The following is a 19,751-nucleotide window of genomic DNA, read 5'->3' on the forward strand; positions in this document are numbered from 1 at the left end:
TTCTCCAATCGAACGGCCACCTTTGTCGGGCTGGTCCGGCGTGCGCGCGCGTTTGCCAGACCCGTCTAAAAGCCGCAGACCAGGTGGTTTCTCCATCGGCCGAGCAGTCAGTCGGCTCCCCGGCATTGCCATCAAAATTCCGGCTGCGGTGCAGCGGGATTAATCATTATCCCTACTGAAACACCGCTGCAATACTCCGGACAACACAGATGCGATCCAGCCGGAACAAGGGCTCGCCATGCATCTTTTCAAGCCTGGGCTCTGTGTTGCTTGCACTACGAATTGCTCGTGCTACGTATTCAGGACAGCACCACAAAATCATGGGAGACGTCTCTTGTAAGTGGCCGTGACTGGCCGGTGATCCTGTTTACCGGGCAGATCAGCAATCGGAGTTCATGCGTCAAACAATCTCTCCAGGAGACAACGATGCAAATAATAAAAATAAAATTTGCAATGCCGTACGACGTTTTGTACCGCCAGAGCCTGAATTCGGTGATTGCCGTCGCCGCTTTGATGGCTACGGGCTACTCATTGGCCGCGCCGATCGATGTGGGTAACCCCGATATCAAGCTGCGCTGGGACAATACGGTCAAGTACTCTGCCAGCATGCGTGTCAAGGACCAATCTGACACCCTAACCAAGAATGTCCCCCCAACTCCGGGTGGCGGAAAAGGCCCCGCTGCGCTGAACGGCGACGACGGCGATCGTAACTTCAAGCGCGGCAGGCTCATCTCCAACCGATTCGATCTGCTGTCCGAAATGGACTTGGTCTATCGCGAAGATTTCGGCATGCGCGTGAGTGGGGCAGCCTGGTACGACGACGTCTACAACCGCGAGAACGACAACGACTCTCCCGCCACTAATAACTCGCTGTCAGTGCGCAACAATAAGTTCACCGATGACACGCGTGAACTGCACGGAAGAAAGGCTGAGATCCTGGATGCCTTCGTCTTTGGTGGCACTGACATAGGCACAGCCCGCGTGAGTGGCCGCCTGGGCCAGCACACAGTGCTCTGGGGCGAGAGCCTGTTCTACGGCGCCAACGCCATTGCCGGAACCCAGTCGCCGGTGGATGCGATCAAAGCATCATCGGTACCCGGATCGACCACCAAGGAAATCATCATGCCGGTGGGGCAGTTCTCGGGCCAAATCCAGTTTTCTCCGGCGCTGACCCTAATTGGGTTCTACCAATACGAGTGGGATGCTACCCGCCTGCCCGCAGCCGGCAGCTACTTCTCGGTTGCGGACTTCCTGGGTGATGGCGGCGAGCGGATTCGAGTCGCGCCCGGCGTGCCAGGCAATGGTTTAGCGCGCGCAGGTGATATCAGTGCACGCGATAACGGCCAGTTCGGCCTGGGCTTGCGCACACAGTTGGGCGATTGGGAGTTTGGCGTCTATGGGATTCGTTACCACGCCAAGACGCCGGTGGTTTATTCCCGAGTGCCTGCTCCGACTGGCATCAGCGGTGCTGGGCTGGGGACGTACCAGTTGGTGTATCCGGAGGACATCAAGGCGTTCGGTATCAGTGCCACCACAACGGTGGGTTCGCTCAACTACGCCGGTGAAATCTCGGTGCGTCGTGATACGCCGCTGACCAGCCTACCGCAGAACGTGGGGCGTGCTGAGGCGGACAACAACAACCATGCGTTTTATGCCATCGGCAATTCGTTCCATGCCAACTTGTCGATGATCTGGAGCATGCCGCGCAACTTCCTGTCCGACGAGCCTACCCTCACCATGGAAGTGGCCTACAACCAGATGACCAGTTGCACCAGCAACTGCAACGCCATGGACCCAGGTCTGGATCGACGCGCGGAAGCGGTGCGTGCGGTATTCGCTGCACCGCAGCGCAACGTGATGGACGGCCTGGACCTTACGCCATCGTTCACCGTGGGCTACAACCACGGCAAGTCTCCAGTGGTGCAGCTCGGCCCCAACAATGGCGGGGACATGACCTTCACGCTGGCGGGCAACTATCTGACCGTGTGGGACTTCTCTCTGGCCTACACCCACTACTACGGCGGAGAAAACACCGCCACGTATGCCTCCACTGACCCCACCGTTAACGGCACCTTCACCTTCGCCCAGACATTGAAAGATCGGGATTTCGTCTCAGTGTCGCTGCGTCGCACCTTCTAACGGAGAACCACATGAGCATTTTCTCTCGCTTTACCCTCCTGGCATTGGCGTGCGCCACGCTCGCGGCACCGACGGTCCAGGCCGCCGTAACGGCTGACGAAGCGGCCAAACTCAAGACCGCACTGACTCCGGTGGGCGCAGAGCGTGCCGGTAACAAGGAGGGAACGATCCCTCCGTGGGAGGGCGGCTATCCGGTCGATGCTTCGTACACCTCGCCGGCGGTTCCTGACCTGTTTGCCAATGACAAGCCCCTGCTCACCATCACGCCGCAGAACGCAGCGCAGTATGCGGACAAGCTGACCGAAGGGACTATGGGGCTGCTGCAACGCTTCCCGAACTTCAAGGTTCAGGTGTTCCAAACCCGACGCACCGCAGCGGCTCCGCAATGGGTGTATGACAACACTTTCGCGAACGCCACCCGGGCGACGATGGATCCAAGTGGCGAACTTGGTCCTTTCCCGAAGGGCACCTTTGGTGGCACCCCGTTCCCAATCCCAAAGAACGGCGAAGAGGCGATCTGGAACCATCTGCTGAGATGGACCAGCCCTGGCTACCAAACGGCGCCTAGCCTGGCGCGAGTTACCCCTGAGGGCAAAGTGATTCCGGTCTCGCAGAACGTGGCGAAAAGCTCGTTCCCGTACTACGACCCGAGCAGCAACCTGGAAAAATGGGAAGCCGCAGGTTCCAACATCGTGGTGCGCCGCGTCGATACCTCGGGTCCACCCATCCGCGCCGGCGAGATTCTGCTACAGCGCGTAAACATCAATGACATCGAATCCAAGACCTGGGTGTACCTGACCGGCCAGCGCCGTGTTCGCCGCCTGCCGCTGACCTGCTGCGATGTGCCGAGCCCGGTGGCGGGCGGCATCCTGAACTTCGACGAAGTTGAGGTGTACTCCTCGTCCATCGGCCGTTACGACTGGAAGCTGGTGGGCAAGAAGGAAATGTACGTGCCCTACAACACCAACAGCTACCACCAGGCGCCGTCCCTCGACAAGTTGATGACCGCGCAGACCGTGAACCCTGATTTCGTGCGCTTCGAGCAACACCGAGTGTGGGTGGTGGAAGGCACGCTCAAGCAAGGCCAGCGTCATGTGATTCCTCGCCTGCGTGTGTACCTGGATGAAGACACCTGGATCGCTGTGGCAGGCGAGCGTTGGGATGCTCAGGGGCAGCTGTGGAAGGTGACCTATAACCTGCCGACCGTGTTCCCGGCGGCACCAGGGACCATCGTGGCCGGCTATATGTCCTACGACCTGATCGGTGGTGGCTACTTCGCGTCTGCCTACTTCCCCCGCGAACAACAGGTAAACCTCAAGGCCTCAATGCCAGAGCGGATCTTCACTCCTGAGTCGCTTGCTGGAGAGGGCGTGCGTTAAGGCTGTAACCCGCCAGAACTACAAACCCTGATGAGATGGGCAGTATGAACAACAATAACAATGAAGGCTTCGACGGCTCGCGCCGGACGCTGTTGCTGTTGGGAATGGGCGTGGGGCTGCAGGTGCTGCTGGCCCCCACCATGGCCTCCACCACAGTAGCGGTCGTCTCGGCAATCATGGCCGACCCGTTGCGCCAGCCAGCCACTATGACTCACCGAGCAGCACACGCAGTGCTGACCCGCGTGGTTCTGGCCGGTGACCGGCTGGTGGCAATGGGCGAGCGCGGCCTGGTCGTGTTGTCCGACGACGGTGGCCGACAGTGGCGCCAGGCGCGCGTGCCGGTCAGCGTAACTCTGACCTCGGCGAGCTTCGTCGATGCTCATCAGGGCTGGATCGCTGGCCACAGTGGTGTTGTGCTGCATACCACTGACGGCGGCGAAAGCTGGGCCCTACAGACCGATGGCAAGGCGCTCGCTCAGGCAACTCTGGCTCAGGCCCAGGGCTTGCCTGAAATCGACGCCGACCGTGAACGCCTGATCGCAGATGCTCAGCGTCTGGTGGATGACGGCGCAGACAAACCGTTGCTATCGATCTGCTTTGCCGACGCGCTGCGCGGAATGGTGGTGGGCGCGTTCGGCTTGGCAGCTACCACTGACGATGGCGGCAAGACATGGACTCCTTGCCGGGATCGTTTGGCCAACCCAATGCGTATGCATCTCTATGCGGTTGCCCGCCATGACAAGACCTGGGTGATCGCCGGAGAGCAGGGCGTGCTCATGCGTAGCAACGATGATGGCGCCAGCTTTGAATCGCTGGCTGCACCTACGGAGCGCACCTTGTTCGCCGTCACGCCCACGCGCAATGGTGGTTTTGTGTGCGCCGGGTTGCTGGGGGCTGCTTGCCGCATTGATCGGGGCAGCACAACCGCTGCCCCGATCGAGTTGCCGGCACCCTTAACTGTCTTGTCTGGCGTTGAACTGCGTGATGGCCGGGTGGCGCTGCTGGCACAGGGCGGGCGGCTGCTGGTAAGCCGCGACGGAGGTGTCCACTTCACCGAGCAGCCCCTTGCGCGGCGAGAGCCTCTGACCTCGCTCGCCGAAGCCCCTGATGGTGGTCTAGTTGCCACCAGCATGGGCGGGGTTGCCCGGCTTGGCTGACGCCACCCGTTCTCACGATCACGCGACGCGCCACACAACGAGTCCAACGATATGACCACTGTGACCCCAACCTCGACCGCAGCATGCCGGCTCGAAGACTTTGATCCGCGCTCGGGCTCCCGGCTCGAACGTGCCGTTTTCAACCACCGGATCCTGGTGCTGCTGCTGTCCGTGCTGGTCACGATCATGCTCGGCTTCAGCGCGTTGAGCCTGAATCTCAATGCCAGCTTCGAAAAGACCATTCCCACCAATCACCCGTACATCACCAACTACCTGGACAACAAGAAAGAACTTACCGGTCTGGGGAATTCGGTGCGCATCGCTGTAGAAGCACGCAAGGGCAACATCTACAACGCGAGCTATATCGACACGCTGCGCCAACTCAACGACGCCGTGTTCATGCTGCCTGGTGTGGACCGCGCGTTCATGAAGTCGCTGTGGACGCCCAACGTCCGCTGGACGGCGGTGACCGAGGAAGGCCTGGACGGCGGTCAGGTTATCCCTGATCACTATGATGGCTCGCCGGCCAAGCTCGAGGAGCTGCGTATGAACGTGCAGCGCTCGGGCGAAATCGGCCAGTTGGTAGCGGCCAATGGCGGCTCCACCGTGCTCCAGGTTCCGTTGCTGGAGCGTGATGCTTCCGGCAAACCGCTGGACTATGCAGCCCTGTCCGAGCAGTTGGAGCAGCTGCGCGCAAAATACAGCAGTGACGAGGTAGCCATTCACATCACCGGCTTTGCCAAGCTGTCCGGCGATCTTATGGATGGCATGCAGGAGGTGATCGGGTTCTTCTTCATCGCTCTGGTCATCTGTGCAGCGATGGTGTTCTTTTACAACCGCGACCTGGTCAGCACGGCGCTGGTGGTGATTACCTCGGTGACCGGCGTGTTGTGGCAGCTGGGTCTGCTGCCGCTGCTGGGGTATTCGCTGAACCCATATTCCATGCTGGTGCCCTTTCTCATCTTCGCCATCGGCATTAGCCATGGCGCCCAGAAAATGAACGGCATCCTGCAGGACATCGGGCGTGGGACGCACCGCTATGTGGCCGCCCGTTACACCTTCAGGCGCCTGTTTCTGGCCGGCCTCACCGCGCTGTTGGCTGACGCCGTGGGCTTCGCGGTGCTGCTGATGATCGATATCCCTGTTATCCGCGAACTGGCCATCGCCGCCAGCTTGGGCGTGCTGGTACTGGTGATTTCGAACCTGATCCTGCTGCCGGTGCTGTTGAGTTATGTAGGAGTGAGCCGTAAAGCAGCCGAGAGGGCAGTACGCCGAGAATCAGCTTCCGCGGCCGGGCAGAGCAGTGCCTTCTTTAGCTGGCTGGTCAGCTTCACCGAGGGGCGACGCGCCATGCTGGCTGTAGCCACGGCGGTGGCTCTGGCGGTAATTGGCATTGCCATTGGCACCCAGCTGAAGGTCGGAGACCTCGACGCCGGTGCACCGGAACTGCAGGCCGACTCACGTTACAACCGTGATGTGGCCTACCTGACGAAAAACTACGGTGCCAGCAATGACCTGTTTGCCATCATGGTCAAAACCTCCGATGGCAACTGCAGCCAGTACGACGTGCTGCGCCGCGTCGATCAACTCGAATGGGAGCTGATGGATCTGCCCGGTGTGGAGTCCACTCAGTCGATTGCGCGGCTGCAACGGCGTCTGATGGTTGGCATGAACGAAGGCAGTCCGCTGTGGTACGACTTGCTGAGCAATCAGAGCATGCTCAACACCATCACTGCCCGGGCACCGCGGGAACTGTACAACGAAGAATGCAACCTGCTGACGGTGTACGCCTACCTGCGTGATCACCGCGCCGAAACCCTGCAGCAGGTGGTCGACCTGGTCGAACGCTTCGCTCAGAAGAACAATGACAAGGACGCTACCTTCCTTCTGGCGGCCGGCTCGGCGGGGATCGACGCCACCACCAACATCGTGGTTCACAAGGCCTGGTACCAGATGTTGTTCATGGTCTACGGGGCGGTGGCGCTGCTGTGTTTCATCACCTTCCGTTCCTGGAGGGCGGTGCTGGTGGCCATGCTGCCGCTGATGCTCACTTCCGTTTTGGCCGAAGCGCTAATGGTTGTCTTGGGGATGGGCGTGAAGGTGGCGACCCTGCCAGTGATTGCGCTTGGCGTAGGCATCGGGGTGGACTACGCGCTGTATGTGCTGAGTGTGACCCTGACCCGCATGCGCGCCGGCACCACGTTGAAAGAGGCCTATGCCACTGCGTTGCAGTTCACCGGCCGGGTGGTGCTACTGACGGGGGTGACCTTGGCGGCAGCGGTCGCGACCTGGCATTTCTCCAGCATCAAGTTCCAGGCCGACATGGGCCTGCTGCTGGCCTTCATGTTCCTGTGGAACATGCTCGGGGCGTTGGTTCTGATCCCGGCCCTGGCGCGCTTTCTGCTGCCTCGCGCCCGTGAAGGCTCCAGCTGCGATACGGCCGACGTTGCGGCCCAAACTGTGGGTTCGACGTCCAGGGCACCGGGTCAAACCAACAAATTGGCGTACGAGAGATGCCTGCCATGAGCAATTTTATGAGTGCGCCGCTATCGGGCAGACCGCAAGTTGACGTTACGCAGGTTATCGACGGCGGCAAGTTCAATTCATTCAGCGTGCAGGTGGCGGTGATCTGCTTTCTCGCGATCGTGTTCGACGGCATCGACAGTGCGCTGTTCGGCACGTTGCTTCCCGCCATCATGACCGACATGAGAATGGGCCCCGCCGAGGCCGGGATTCTGGCAAGCGTTGGGCATATCGGGGCCGTGGGTGGTGCGATCATCTTTGGCGTGGCGGCCGATGCAATTGGTCGCAAGCGGATGATGCTGATCGGCATGACGGTGTTCATTATCTTCACTGCCGCGTGCGGCCTGGCTCAGGGGCTTGTTGACTTCGCCATCTACCGCTTTGTCGCGGGTTTTGGCCTGGCCGGCATCGTTCCGATTGCCGTGGCGCTGGTCTTTGAATACACGCCGGGCAAATGGAAAGCGATGGTTTCCAGTGTGTCCTATACCGGAATCTCGGTGGGCGTGTTGATCTCGGCATTGCTATCCATCGCGTTTCTATCCACCTTCGGATGGCGGGCGATATTGCTTGGAACCTTCGTCTGCATCGTCCTCGTTCCCATTGCGCTGGTGTGCTTGCCGGAGTCGATGTCGATCTTGGTGAAGAAGGGCAAAAGCGCGGAGGTTGGTAGGGTCTTGAAAAAGGCCGATCCGCAGTTTGTACCCAGCGCCAACGACGAATACCTACTGAAAGAGCCTCCGGCTGCCAAGGTGCCATTGAAGCGTCTTTTCCAAGGTGGCTACGCACGCAACACGCTGTTTCTGGGTATCGGGATGCTCTGCATCATGATGATTGCAGTCACCCTTACGACCTGGATCGCACAGTTGATGGTTCAGCGCGGGTATTCGCTCACAACAGGCGTGAGCTTCATCCTTGTGTTTACCTGCAGCAACTTCATCTCCACGCCATTGGCCGGATGGATGTCGGGGAAGATCGGTTACAAGAAAGTGTTCGCAATTTACATGCCTGTTCTATTTGTTTCGATATCGCTGATTGGCGTTATTCAAACTCCATTCATCGCATTGATTTGCATGTTTTTTGCGGGCTTTGCGGCGATGGGGGCAACTTGCATTCTCTTACCCTACGTCGGATCGCTATATCCTATGAGCTTTCGCTCATCCGCGATGGGCGTGATTTACGCTATTGGCCGGACTGGCCCCATTATGGGTCCCGCAATTGCCGGCTTTATGCTGGCTGGCGGAATCAGTGTGCCGATCATCCTGGTTTGCATGGCTGCACCTAGTTTGGTGGCCCTCATTGCGTTTCTCCTCGTGAAAGAGAGCCCCTTGCAGAGTATGTAGTAGCAACTGCTTATACAGATTTAGTATTGGTTTGTGCGCCATTTTGTCGTTGCTTGCATAGCGCAGGCTCGAACCCGGCTGCTTCACAATCGATGTATTAGGTGTTTTTCAACAGAAAAGCGAGAGGTCGCTTTCGGAGTAGATGAGGAGGGTGGGCGCAGCTAACCTGGTTTCAAATGAATAACAATTGAATTTAAGACAAGCCTGAAATTAAGGAAAAACCATGGATCGTTATATCAATCGTCTGTTTCACGTATGCATCACCGTCGCCGATATCGAAGCGGCACTGGAGTTCTATTGCGGCGTGCTCGGGCTTGAGTCTATCGGCAAACTGCGGGGCGAAAGAGCGCCCGGTGAAATCCTCGGTTTTCCGGGCCAGATCATTGAAATCCATGCCGATCACCTGGTAGGCAAGGACAAGGAAAACGCGACCGTCATCGATCTTATCGAGTTCGTTTCGCCGAAGACTGTTGTCAATAAGAACCCAGCTGCACCGCTGAACCACGCAGGCATCAATCGTATGGCGTTTGGCGTAGACGATACCGATGCCATCTATGAGAAGCTGAAGGCGCGTGGTGACATCGTTTTCCTGTGCGAACCACAAGTCGTTATTGCTCCAACCGGCGGTAAATTCAAGATCTTGACCTTCAAGGACCCCTTCGACAACATCCTGGAAGTCATTGAATACTGCAAGTAATTGATCGTTGGTTAGAAATGCCACCTGGAAGCGGTTTTTCTTACACTGACAAACCGGAGAGTTTTGAAATGAGCGTCACACAAGATAAATCTGAGATTATCGAAGTGATCAACCTCTATGGCGTTGCTTTGGATAGCCATGCCTGGGACCTGCTGGACGACGTCTTCACCGAGGATGCCCATGCTGACTTCGGTCCGGCTGGCGCTGTCTGGAAGTCTGTTGGCGCACTGAAGTTCGCCTTTAAGGACTTTCACGAGACGCTGACCAACCACATGCATACCATGACCGGTTCTTGCGTTCACGTTGATGGCGATACCGCCTATGCATTGACCTATGGCGATTGGCTGCTGTCGCGCGACACGGCAGTGGGCGGTCCTGACTGGGTTGGCCGCGGCTGGTATGACGATGTTCTGGTCCGTACTGATAAGGGCTGGCGTATCAGCAACCGCGTTTGCCGACTGATTTCATGGACAGGAAACCCGAACGTTCCTGAGCCGGCTTACGAACAGCATCCGGTGATGACTACCCATACGCTGCGTAGTCATCGTGAACAAGGGAAAGTCAAATTCTTCGAGGCTATCGCCAAAAAGAAATAAGCAAAGAATAAGTCCACGCTCACTTTCGTTGTTTGCTGGAAGTGGGTGCGGGCTCCCTTTGTCCGAATTTCCCTTGTATTTGTTATTGAGAATTCCAGAAATTTATTGTGGAAGAAAAGCAATGAGCAACCAAACAGTGATTTGGACGGTTGGCATCAACTGCCAGGCAGAAGATGAAGAAAAATTCAACGCCTGGTATGACGAGATTCATGTTCCTATGTTGTTGAAGGGCGACTTTGTCAAGAAAGTCACCCGCTTCAAACTGGCAGAGGAAACCTATCATGTGGGCGCCACCACGCAGCCGTGCCCAACCTATCTGACGATCTATGAATTCGACAGTCAGGCTAAGTTCGAGGCGTGGATGAATAGCGAGGCGCGCACTGAAGCCGGCGTAGATAAAGAGCAGACATGGGGCGACAAGGTCTACGACGTCCAGTGGGCAACACGCTACAACCTGACCAACGCCTGGAATGTATAAAGGACGGTAACCGCGATGAGCGCATTAGTTAAGAAACTCCTGCATGTATGCATCACCGTGCCTGACGTCGATCAGGCCCTGAAATTTTACCGCGATGTGCTGGGTTTTGTTTCGACATTCGAAACTCGCACCGACGAAGCGGACGGCCCGCTTCTGGGTTTCGCCGAAGATGAAATCAGCATTTATGCGCACCATATTCTGACCGCAGGCGCAGATCCCAGACACGCCACTGAAATCAATCTGATCGAATACACCAAACCCTCCACCATCATTGGTGACGGTCCTTATGATTTGATGAATCAGGTTGGCATCACTCGTTTGGCGCTATTGGTCGAAGATGCCAAAGAGGCGTTTGAAAAGATTCGCACTTATGATGGCGTTGAAATCGTTTGTGCGCCGAAAGACATTATTATCCGCAAACCCGGCGGCAACCTCACGATGACCTGGTTCAGCTTTAAAGATCCGTACGGCGTATTCATTACAATTGCAGAGCCGCCTAAGGCATAAGTTCAGCGCAGTCCAATAATGCGGTTCTGCGTTGGTCGGATCGCCTACTGCGAGTTCAATAGAGTCCCGGAGTTAAGATGCAAATCGATGTTCTGGTCGATGTAAAGACGACCATCGGTGAGGGCCCTTTATGGGACGTGCAAGAACAGCGCTTATACTGGATCGACGTGGTCGACGGTCGCGTCTTTCGCTGCACCGCTGACGGCCGTGAGGTGCGGTCGTGGGATATGCCCGACACGATTGGCTCCATGGCACTGCGTCGCGATGGCGGTGCAATCGTGGCACTGGGTTCGGGGTTTCATTTCCTCGACTTCAACACCGGCGATACCCAGCTGATAGCCCACCCCGAGGCTGACAAACCCCACAATCGCTTGAACGACGGCAAGGTGGATGCGCGGGGACGCTTTATCGTAGGCAGCATGGACACCCGAGAGGGTTTTGCGGACGGCACGCTGTTTCGCGTCGACCCCGACTTGTCGGTGCACACCCTCGATGCTGGATTCGCGATTTCCAACGGACCTTGCTGGAGCCCTGACGGGTCGACGTTCTATTTCTCGGACACCTTCTCCGGGGAAATCTGGATGTACGACTACGACCTCGACACCGGCGCCATCGCCAACCGCCGTACCTTCACCAAAGAAGGCTTCACCGCCACGACCGCCACCGACGGTTCAACCGTCGATGCCGAAGGTTTCCTTTGGAATGCCCACGTCTACGCGGGAAAACTGTGCCGCTACGCGCCCGACGGCAGCCTGGACCGTGTCATCGAGATGCCGGTGAAGAAGGTCACCAGCGTCAACTTTGGCGGTCCCAACATGGACACCCTGTTTGTCACGTCCATGACCAAGCCACCGTTGCCTCGCTATCCGGGCGACAACGCGATGCGCGGGAGCCTGTTCGCCATTCATGGCCTGGGGGTGAAAGGGCTGCCCGAGCCACGCTTCGGGGGCTGACTGATTGCTTACCTTGCCGATGCTGCCGGGCGAAATCATCCGGCAGCACCATCAACGTTCCGCCACTGGCCACTAACAGGACCGCTGCAATGGCAGAGTTCAAAAACAAGGTTGTGCTGATATCAGGAACCGGCGGGCGGATGGGGCAGGCAGCTGCTCAGATGTTTGCCCGGGAAGGTGCGAAAGTCCTCGGATGCGATGTCGCAACCCGACGGGCTCAGGAGACGTGCAGACTGGTGACGGAGTCGGGTGGCGAGATGTTTTCGCTGGAGCCACTCGATCTGGCCAACCCTGTTGACGCGCAACGTTGGGCCGACGAAGCCATATCGCGGTGGGGGCGAATCGACGTTCTCTGTAACAACGCTGCGGGTGTAGCCATAGCACCGTTCGACGAAGCCTCGATTGAGCATTGGGACTTCACGATCCGCAACGAATTGACGATTGCCTATGTGGCCGCTCGCGCGGTTTGGCCGCACATGCTCAAGCAGAAAAAAGGCGTGATTGTCAGCGTGTCATCAATTGCCGGCCATCTCGAACTCTCAGGCTTTCCCGCCGTTGCCCATGGTGCGGCGAATGCGGGCGTTCAGGCGCTTACGCGTATGCTCGCTGCCCAAGGCGCACCGCATGGCATTCGCGCGGTCAGCATCAGTCCAGGGCTGATTGCCAATCCAGACGCACTGCCCTCCCCAACACTGGATGAGCACGGCTTACCGGTAGCGCGCCCGCTGTGGCGTCATGCGGCGCTAGGTCGACCCGCCCGTGCGCAAGAGATCGTCGAAACGCTGTTGTTTGTTGCATCGGATAGAGCGTCGTACATCACCGGCACGGACATCGCGGTAGACGGTGGAATGTCTAGCATCATCTGGAATTCAAGGTCCTGAGCCTTCATGGACAGCACATGCCTTTGAACAGTAACTCGAGCGCTACAGGTGGTAGTCGTGCACACACATAAAGATCGTGTCGCCATTGTTTCGGGTGCCGCAAAAGGTATTGGGCAGGAACTGGCGATTGGGCTCGCACAGCGCGGCGCCTTGCTCGCGCTGCTGGATATCGCGGATCTTTCTGAGACCAGCCGCCTCGTTGAGGAGGCGGGTGGTCAGGCAATTGCCGTGACGTGTGATGTCAGCCGGGAAGAGGACTGGGACGCTGCCGGCGAGCTCGTCAGAAAGGAATATGGACGCTGCGACATTCTGGTCAATAACGCCGGCATCTACCCCAACGTGCATATCGACAATATGGATTTCAACACCTGGAAGCGAACATTTGAAATCAATCTGGACAGCATGTTTTTCAGCGCGAAGGTATTCGTGCCAATGATGCGTGAGAACAAGTGGGGGCGCATTGTGAACATCTCTTCGACATCAATCGTCACCAACGCTACCGGCGTTAGCCATTACATGGCAACCAAGATGGGCATCATTGGATTTACGCGCGGGCTTGCGAACGATTTGGGCAACGACTTCATCACGGTAAATGCCGTTGCTCCCGCACTTACTGCTACACCGGGTACTGGTCATCTGCCTGATGCAGTACGCGATGGCATCGTCAATCTACAAGCGTTTAAACGTATGGCTGTACCCCGCGATATCGTCGGGCCGATTTTGTTTCTGACCGGAGAAGACGCGCAGTTTATGACGGGCCAGTTGCTCGCCGTCGACGGCGGCATGATGAAGGTCGGCTAGACAAAGGACTACCCGGGTCGCAGACCGCACCATTTCACTGTCGTGGTCCAAGGGCACATGCACCTCGCCAGCGCAACGCAGGCGAACGCTGAGCGGATTTTCCCAGCGCGGATACCGTCGGCGAGACTGCACGCTGCGGGTAGTCTGGCCGTCACCCCGAGGAGGTCTGGCAAGCCATTACCTATGTGGATAAAGTACGAGCTTCCCGCAGTTCGTTAATGCCATGTAGCAAAGAATAATAAGAGACGGTCCAGCGCATGATGCTCCCGAAGTTGATGCACATCCGCATGTTCGTTGCCGTGTACGAGGAAGGCTCCTTCACCGTAGCCGCTAGTCGCGAAGGGCTCGGCCAGTCCGGCGTGTCCGCGCACGTCAGGCAGCTGGAAACCCAGCTGGGCGTACGGCTTTTTTCCCGCGACCACGCGATTGTTCCAACGCCAGCCGGCCATGCCTATTACCAACAGTGTGTGCAACTGCTGCGCTTGCACGAGAGCGCCTGCAACGCAGTCGGTCGCCGTGCGGAACCATCCGAAGGCACGCTGCGTATCGGCATGATCCCCACCATGACTCGCTCGGTATTCAGCCGGGCGCTGCGGGTTTTCGAAACGGCCTATCCCAATGTTTCCGTGCAACTGACCGAAGGCACCGGCAGCGTGCTGGCGACCGCAGTCCGGCGCGGCATGCTGGATTTCGCCATCACGCAGCGCATGTCCTACGAAGCCGGCGGCGCCAGTGGCCTGGGCATTTCGTTATTCACCAGGACACCCGCGTTTCTGGTTTCCTCACCGAACTCAGACCTGCCTCATTGCGAACCGATTCGTCTGAGCAAGATCGAGGATCTGTACCTGGTGTTGCCCGTTGGCAGAAGACCGCTGCTGGAGCAGTACCTGATCGACCACAAGGTTAGGGTGGCTCAGCGGCTCAACTGGTTCGAGTCCATGCTCGGTGCCATGGATCTGGTGCGCTCTAGTCACTGGACTGCGATTATTTCCGGACTGTTTATCGCCGACGATTTGCGACGCCGGCGCTTCACCCTCAATCCGCTGGCCGATCCCATTCTCTGGGACGAGATGCTGTTGGTGGAGCCGGCGCGAAAACCCTTGGCCCCGATTGCCCAGAACTTTATCGATTTGTTGAGGCAGGCCACCGAGGAGATCAATGCCATCCCGATCCGCATTGCCTATGGCGATAAGGTGTCAAGCCTCGGCCAACCTTCAATGAGCGAATTTCGTCATGACTGATTCGCTGCCCGGTCTGCGGGAGATGCAACTGTTCGTGGCGGTGTATGAGACACGTTCTTTCACTGCCGCGGCGACACGTGAGTTCGCCACTCAGTCGGGTATCTCTCAGCACGTCAAGCAGCTCGAAGAGTTGCTGGGCGTGCAGTTGTTCGACCGTCAGAAAACGGTGGAGCCCACCGCAGCGGGCACGGTGTTTTACCAGCATTGTCTGCAGGTGCTGGCTGCCAACACCAAGGCACTGCAGGCGCTGGGCACCTTTGAGCGCGGACTTTCAGGCGAAGTGCGATTCGGGGTGACGCCCACCCTGGCGACCTATCAGCTCGCGCCGGCCTACCTACGCCTGATGGATCACAACCCCAACGCGTCCATCGCCGTGATCGACGCCCCCAGCAATATGCTGATCGACAGGGTGCGCGCCAATGAACTCGACTTCGCCATCATCCCGTCGATCTCGCAGCCGCCTGCGGATCTGAGCACGACGGTCTTTGCTGCCACACCGGCGTTTCTGGTTTCGTCCATCACCCATGTCAGTGGTTTCGAGCATGGGGAAGTTATCGGGCTCGATAAGTTGGCGGGGCTAAAACTCCTGGCGCCTGATAGCCGTGAGCATGCGCAGTGGATCGGTTCGCAGCTCGACGCGCCGTCGGGGCAGGGGCCGAACTATCAACTCGATGCCGTGCTGGCGACCCTCGATCTGATTCGGCAAAGCGAGTGGATGGCCATTCTTCCTGGCTTGCTGTTCGTTCACGACGTCAACGCGGATCCCGCCGAGCGAGACTTCAGGCTCAACCCGTTTTCCGGCGCCGGCCTGACCCTGGAACTCCTGCTGGTGCAGCCGTCCCGGGCAACGCCTTCACCGCTGATGCTGGAAACCATTCACGCGATCCAAGAGGTCACCCAGGAGCATATTCAGCTACTGAGTACCTTCCAGCTGGGCACTTCAACCGCGAACTCCTGATCGGACTTTTGCAAACTACAAAAGAATCGCGGCTAAAGACGCTCCTACGAGTTGCGCAGTCTCGTCGGAGCGGCTTTAGCCGCGAGCTGTTAGCGCGGATCAAGCGTCTTTAAGCGATTTTTCCGCAATCGGCGTACCCGAAAAGCCGGCAACTTTGCGCAGTACGCGATCCGTGCCGTCGCGCGGGCTACCGGACGCATCCGGATGATCATCGAACCAGTTTTCCTTGGGATAGCGGTACATCAAATCGACCATAAGGCGGCGCTCTGCAATCAGCCACACGCCGTCGCGGCGTTCAAAGCGGTCAAAGTAGCGCGCCCACAGTTTGACCGTGTCGCCGTTCCAGTGATGGCGCTCCGACGAGGCGTGGTCAGCCTGCAGATAGGTTTCGACATAGGCAATCTCCGGGCCGTCGAATTCGATCAGGCTGTTCCCGAGGAAATGCTGGGTGCGATTGAACCGGGGCATTTCGGCAGTCAGGAATTGAAAAAATCCCTCGGCGCCGCCGATATGCAGGCTCTCGGGAAAGTGGATGTAGGCATCTTGGTGGAAGGCGCCACGGACCAGAGACATATCGATCCGGTCGAGACCACGGCAATAGCGCAGCAGTACATCGTGAATTTCGGTACGTGCAGCAAGTTCTTCGAGAGTCATAGCGAGCTCCTGTATTCATTGTTTTTGGACATGCGGTTTTCGAATCCCGGGCTCGTGTTCAAACGAGCCCACCACGTGCTATCGAATCAGGATTCGGCGGTTATGCGTCTCTCGCCGGCACGATTGGCAGCTGGATAAACCCCGGACGATGCGGCCCGGTGTAGATCGTGTTCCGCGCACCGTCGTGGTAGGTAGCGTCATAGCCGTGGCGGGGGCCATGATCGACGCCGTCGAATGGCTGAATGTCCACGCGCAGGCGATAGCCCTTACGGATCAACGCGGTGTTGGGGATGATCTCGATCTCGACCGGCACCACCTCGTTACCTACAAGCGGGGCGTAGTCGGCTTTGCGGTGCGTGTGCTTGACCGTGTAGTTGGTTGAGCGCGATGCATCGATTCGGCGATGCGACACCTTCAGCCAACCCTTGGCGAGCGGGTAGTTGGGCACGTTCATACCCATGGTGGTCGGGCCGGCGTAGTCGACTTCCTGGCCGCTCTCATCGAGCACCCGCAGGCTCACGTAGATGTCCATGTCCATGCTGGTGGACGACACCCACAGCTTCGCTTTGCCATAACCGGCGAACACCATGTCTTCGTTCACCGGATCACTGATGAACGAGATGCCCGTCCTCCAGATTTCCAGCACCGCTGGCGGTTTTACGGGCAGAAAGCAGGGCGGCATGCCGGTGCGCAGTTCCAGGGGAATTTCAGCGCTGTAGTCGGCTTGGCTGTCGACAGTTGGCGGTGTCAGCGACAGACGCAGAAAGTCATCGCGATAGGCATCGCCTTGCCAGTCCGATGGCGTGGCGTCGAAGAACCATTGCGGGTAGGTGGTTCGTGCGATGGGCCATTCATTTTCTTCCTGGATATAGGAGGCGCCATTGCCGCTACGAATCTCCAGGCGTACTGGCGCGGTGTCCATGACGCCGTTGTCGATACCTTTCAACCAGTAGTCGAAAAACGCCCGATGATCGGCGATGGCGGTACGCGAATAGGGCTTGGTGAACCAGTCTTCCCAGAAGTCGATTTTCTTCGACTCAGTGTTGGTGGCGAGGAAGGCCTCGCTGCTGCCGAGCTGGTGGAAGTGCGCCATGTGGGTGGTGCAGGCAACGGCCCAGAGCGGCACCTTCACCTTGCTCATGTCCGGGCTCATCAGAATCGTGGAGCGGGGGCCGAACGCTACAGCGGGGTCCGAGTCCCGGAAGGTGGCTGCTTTGAGCAGGCCGATGAAGTCGACCGCATTGGGCTCGCCGCACACGGCTGCAAGCACTCCGGCCCGGTACCAGTGGGTGAAGAACTCTTCATTGAGGATGCCGCCGGTATAGGCCACCTCGTCGTACAGATCCACGTCGGTGCCGATGGCGATCATCGCTTTCAGATGCCGGGGCTCCAGGCTGGCGGCGGCGTGCTGGCTCATGGCGTAGTACGACATGCCCCACAACCCGACATTGCCGTTGGACCAGGGCTGCACGCCGGCCCAATCAATCGCATCGCGAAATGCCTCGGCCGTTTCAATGCCGAAGGGCGCAAGCGTGCCCGGATTCTGGCCTGAGCCGGGCCCGTCCACACGCACCAGTATGTAGTCGTGCGGCACCCAGTCCACGGTATTGGCCGTTTCATGGTTCTCAAACACCTGTCCATCCGGATTGCCGTGGAAGTAGCGCTCTTCCATCTCCTCATGGGCGTCGAATTCGGCGTCGTTAGCGATGGAGTGGTGGTAGAACGCGCGACCATAGGGGCCGCAGTTCATGATCACCGGGAACTTGCCTTCCTTGGCCGGGCGGAACACATCCGCATACACGTACAGGCCGTTTTGCAGCGGAATCTTTACGTCTTTGAATCGCAGAATCCCTAGGATATGGCGGCGTACTTCATTTCGTGCAGTCGCGGCAGTGCACAGCGTGCGCGGCGTACGCTCGGAAAAGACGCCAGCGGCCGAAAGTTCGGTGAGTAGCCTGGCGATAACGGGGTCTTGCTCGAACTCGAGCACGGGGTTCAGCGCCAGGCCGGCAAAGGAAATGTCGTGGCGGAAGTTGATGCGCTGCTTGCCGAGAATTTCGTGGGCTGCCGGGTCGATGGTGATGCCACCGTTCAGGTTGCCATCGCGGTCGAGCGAGCAGAGGAGGCGGGCAATGTTAGTCAGACCGGCATCGCACAACTTGTTGATGTTGCCGTCCACGCGACTGACGATTTCCGCCAGGTTGATGTGCGGCGCACCGAGCGCCGAGCCAATCGAGGTGTTGCCGAGCAGGAAGGCGACGCGTTCGCCCTCGCGGTACTGGAACTCGCCATTTTCGTTGGTCAGCCCGCTGAGGGTAGGCGTCTGGTATCTGAGGCCGGTAACCGGGCCGGAAAAAATCCCGGTGTGCAGCGTGCTACGTGATGTCTGCGGGGTACTGCTCATGACGAGGTCCTCTTGTTGTGCAGATCTTGGTGTTGCCTGGGGGGCGGTGAGGCGAGTGTAGGTCGTGCGAAAATTAAACTCAACACGTGTTGAGTAAATTGATTTAACCTGTATCCGGCCGCGCCGATCAAGCCGATAGCCACCCCGTACCACGCGCAGACATCGGGCGCTGGGTAGAGGCTGCTTGGCCGGATGGCGGTGAAATCCATGGGGGCGGGATGGCAGCAGAGCTCAGGGGTTGTTATGTTTCGCGCCAGCCGATTTACCGATGTCCCTAACTGACCCATTCCCTTTTTCGCGGCAGCGAAGAACCTGACATAGCGGCGCCATGACAACTCAAGAAGAACCAAAAGCAGTAGCAAGGCGAGGGCGCAAACCTGGACGTCCATCGGGCTCTGGCAGCAGTCGACAGACCGTGCTTGATGCAGCACGGGCGCGTTTTGCCAGTGATGGCTTTACCGCGACTACGATGCGCCGCGTAGCCGCAGATGCCGGCGTTGACGTATCCATGGTGATGCAGTTCTTCCGCTCGAAAGACGAACTCTTTGCCGCGGTCATGAATATTCCTGAGTCGGCGCTGGAGAAGTTGAGCGAAGTATTCGAGCGCGCGGACGAGCATCTCGGCGAGCGCGTAGTCCGCGCCTTTTTCCAGGCGTGGGACGGTGCGCCCGAGGAGTCGGAGCCGCTCATGGCGATGCTCCGGAATGCGATGGTGAATGAGCAGGCGCGTCACCATCTGCGGGACTACATCGAGTCCAGGTTAACGGCGGGGGGCAGTGAGTCGCTCGGGCCGGACGCTCGCATCCGAGCTGGGTTGGCACTGTCGATGCTGGTGGGTGTGGTTACCGGGCGGCAGATCATCGGCGTGCCGGTGCTTGCCGAGGCCAGTCAGGAGGCGCTGGTGGCGATGGTTGCGCCGACTATCCAGCACATGCTGTTGCCGGCCGGTACGGGAACGACTGCTGCTGACTAAACGCCGCTGTGGGGACGATTCAAGCGGGAGTCAGGGTGTCCACCTCCATACGCCAGGTGGCACCCTGAAT

17 protein-coding genes are annotated in these 19,751 nt (G+C 58.5%); 15 read left to right on the forward strand and 2 right to left on the reverse strand.

The features are described 5' to 3' along the window. Nucleotides 1-426 precede the first annotated feature (426 nt). The 14 genes from DM872_RS04095 (at nt 427) to DM872_RS04160 (ending at nt 15,650) form a co-directional block, all read left to right on the forward strand. Nucleotides 427-2,139 carry a DUF1302 domain-containing protein gene (locus DM872_RS04095; RefSeq protein ID WP_179058260.1) on the forward strand — a complete coding sequence of 571 codons (1,713 nt, stop codon included), beginning with the start codon at nt 427-429 and terminating at the stop codon, nt 2,137-2,139. An 11-nt stretch (nt 2,140-2,150) separates the two neighbouring features. After that, a complete protein-coding gene (locus DM872_RS04100; RefSeq protein WP_179058261.1) occupies nt 2,151-3,518 on the forward strand; it encodes a DUF1329 domain-containing protein in 1,368 nt (455 codons plus the stop codon). 44 nt (nt 3,519-3,562) lie between these two features. Next, nucleotides 3,563-4,675 carry a WD40/YVTN/BNR-like repeat-containing protein gene (locus DM872_RS04105; RefSeq protein WP_179058262.1) on the forward strand — a complete coding sequence of 371 codons (1,113 nt, stop codon included), beginning with the start codon at nt 3,563-3,565 and terminating at the stop codon, nt 4,673-4,675. 51 nt (nt 4,676-4,726) lie between these two features. Then, nucleotides 4,727-7,201 carry an efflux RND transporter permease subunit gene (locus DM872_RS04110; protein ID WP_256873284.1) on the forward strand — a complete coding sequence of 825 codons (2,475 nt, stop codon included), beginning with the start codon at nt 4,727-4,729 and terminating at the stop codon, nt 7,199-7,201. After that, nucleotides 7,198-8,538 (forward strand): MFS transporter, encoded by a 1,341-nt coding sequence (locus tag DM872_RS04115; RefSeq protein WP_179058263.1) that lies wholly within the window; start codon nt 7,198-7,200, stop codon nt 8,536-8,538. Before DM872_RS04110 ends, DM872_RS04115 begins: the two co-directional genes overlap by 4 nt. A 223-nt stretch (nt 8,539-8,761) precedes the next feature. Then, nucleotides 8,762-9,235 (forward strand): VOC family protein, encoded by a 474-nt coding sequence (locus tag DM872_RS04120; protein ID WP_179058264.1) that lies wholly within the window; start codon nt 8,762-8,764, stop codon nt 9,233-9,235. A 68-nt stretch (nt 9,236-9,303) separates the two neighbouring features. Beyond that, on the forward strand, nt 9,304-9,831 hold the full coding sequence (locus DM872_RS04125) for a nuclear transport factor 2 family protein (protein WP_179058265.1): 528 nt from the start codon (nt 9,304-9,306) through the stop codon (nt 9,829-9,831). 121 nt (nt 9,832-9,952) lie between these two features. Continuing rightward, a complete protein-coding gene (locus DM872_RS04130) occupies nt 9,953-10,309 on the forward strand; it encodes a DUF4286 family protein (protein WP_179058266.1) in 357 nt (118 codons plus the stop codon). Between the two features lie 15 nt (nt 10,310-10,324). Then, nucleotides 10,325-10,816: a VOC family protein gene (locus DM872_RS04135; protein ID WP_179058267.1), complete on the forward strand. Its 492-nt coding sequence runs from the start codon at nt 10,325-10,327 to the stop codon at nt 10,814-10,816. 77 nt (nt 10,817-10,893) lie between these two features. Continuing rightward, on the forward strand, nt 10,894-11,769 hold the full coding sequence (locus DM872_RS04140; protein WP_179058268.1) for an SMP-30/gluconolactonase/LRE family protein: 876 nt from the start codon (nt 10,894-10,896) through the stop codon (nt 11,767-11,769). Between the two features lie 89 nt (nt 11,770-11,858). After that, nucleotides 11,859-12,650 carry an SDR family NAD(P)-dependent oxidoreductase gene (locus DM872_RS04145; RefSeq protein WP_179058269.1) on the forward strand — a complete coding sequence of 264 codons (792 nt, stop codon included), beginning with the start codon at nt 11,859-11,861 and terminating at the stop codon, nt 12,648-12,650. 57 nt (nt 12,651-12,707) lie between these two features. Beyond that, nucleotides 12,708-13,451, forward strand: a complete 744-nt coding sequence (locus DM872_RS04150) for an SDR family NAD(P)-dependent oxidoreductase (RefSeq protein WP_179058270.1) — start codon at nt 12,708-12,710, stop codon at nt 13,449-13,451. A 257-nt stretch (nt 13,452-13,708) separates the two neighbouring features. Beyond that, nucleotides 13,709-14,692 (forward strand): LysR family transcriptional regulator, encoded by a 984-nt coding sequence (locus DM872_RS04155; RefSeq protein WP_179058271.1) that lies wholly within the window; start codon nt 13,709-13,711, stop codon nt 14,690-14,692. After that, nucleotides 14,685-15,650, forward strand: coding sequence for a LysR family transcriptional regulator (locus tag DM872_RS04160; protein WP_179058272.1), 966 nt, complete (start codon nt 14,685-14,687; stop codon nt 15,648-15,650). Before DM872_RS04155 ends, DM872_RS04160 begins: the two co-directional genes overlap by 8 nt. A gap of 99 nt (nt 15,651-15,749) precedes the next feature. On the opposite strand, the gene DM872_RS04165 is transcribed toward DM872_RS04160, so the two are convergent. Both DM872_RS04165 and DM872_RS04170 read right to left on the reverse strand, forming a co-directional pair. Continuing rightward, complete coding sequence (locus DM872_RS04165; protein ID WP_179058273.1) at nt 15,750-16,304, reverse strand: nuclear transport factor 2 family protein; 555 nt, start codon at nt 16,302-16,304, stop codon at nt 15,750-15,752. 100 nt (nt 16,305-16,404) lie between these two features. Then, entirely contained in the window at nt 16,405-18,708 is a 2,304-nt protein-coding gene (locus DM872_RS04170; protein ID WP_179058274.1) for a CocE/NonD family hydrolase, read from the reverse strand. 415 nt (nt 18,709-19,123) lie between these two features. Between DM872_RS04170 and DM872_RS04175 the strand changes: the two genes are divergently transcribed. Next, the gene (locus DM872_RS04175; RefSeq protein WP_280347980.1) at nt 19,124-19,681 is read left to right on the forward strand and encodes a TetR/AcrR family transcriptional regulator; all 558 of its coding nucleotides are present in this window, start codon (nt 19,124-19,126) and stop codon (nt 19,679-19,681) included. Nucleotides 19,682-19,751 lie beyond the last annotated feature (70 nt).

The organism is Pseudomonas taiwanensis (assembly GCF_013393345.1).
Lineage (GTDB): Bacteria > Pseudomonadota > Gammaproteobacteria > Pseudomonadales > Pseudomonadaceae > Metapseudomonas > Metapseudomonas resinovorans_C.

Bases quoted from the DNA above. Each gene is read 5' to 3' on its own strand.
- DM872_RS04095 (WP_179058260.1), top strand. From the start codon at position 427: ATGCAAATAATAAAAATAAAATTTGCAATGCCGTACGACGTTTTGTAC.
- DM872_RS04100 (WP_179058261.1), top strand. From the start codon at position 2,151: ATGAGCATTTTCTCTCGCTTTACCCTCCTGGCATTGGCGTGCGCCACG.
- DM872_RS04105 (WP_179058262.1), top strand. From the start codon at position 3,563: ATGAACAACAATAACAATGAAGGCTTCGACGGCTCGCGCCGGACGCTG.
- DM872_RS04110 (WP_256873284.1), top strand. From the start codon at position 4,727: ATGACCACTGTGACCCCAACCTCGACCGCAGCATGCCGGCTCGAAGAC.
- DM872_RS04115 (WP_179058263.1), top strand. From the start codon at position 7,198: ATGAGCAATTTTATGAGTGCGCCGCTATCGGGCAGACCGCAAGTTGAC.
- DM872_RS04120 (WP_179058264.1), top strand. From the start codon at position 8,762: ATGGATCGTTATATCAATCGTCTGTTTCACGTATGCATCACCGTCGCC.
- DM872_RS04125 (WP_179058265.1), top strand. From the start codon at position 9,304: ATGAGCGTCACACAAGATAAATCTGAGATTATCGAAGTGATCAACCTC.
- DM872_RS04130 (WP_179058266.1), top strand. From the start codon at position 9,953: ATGAGCAACCAAACAGTGATTTGGACGGTTGGCATCAACTGCCAGGCA.
- DM872_RS04135 (WP_179058267.1), top strand. From the start codon at position 10,325: ATGAGCGCATTAGTTAAGAAACTCCTGCATGTATGCATCACCGTGCCT.
- DM872_RS04140 (WP_179058268.1), top strand. From the start codon at position 10,894: ATGCAAATCGATGTTCTGGTCGATGTAAAGACGACCATCGGTGAGGGC.
- DM872_RS04145 (WP_179058269.1), top strand. From the start codon at position 11,859: ATGGCAGAGTTCAAAAACAAGGTTGTGCTGATATCAGGAACCGGCGGG.
- DM872_RS04155 (WP_179058271.1), top strand. From the start codon at position 13,709: ATGATGCTCCCGAAGTTGATGCACATCCGCATGTTCGTTGCCGTGTAC.
- DM872_RS04160 (WP_179058272.1), top strand. From the start codon at position 14,685: ATGACTGATTCGCTGCCCGGTCTGCGGGAGATGCAACTGTTCGTGGCG.
- DM872_RS04165 (WP_179058273.1), bottom strand. From the start codon at position 16,304: ATGACTCTCGAAGAACTTGCTGCACGTACCGAAATTCACGATGTACTG.
- DM872_RS04170 (WP_179058274.1), bottom strand. From the start codon at position 18,708: ATGAGCAGTACCCCGCAGACATCACGTAGCACGCTGCACACCGGGATT.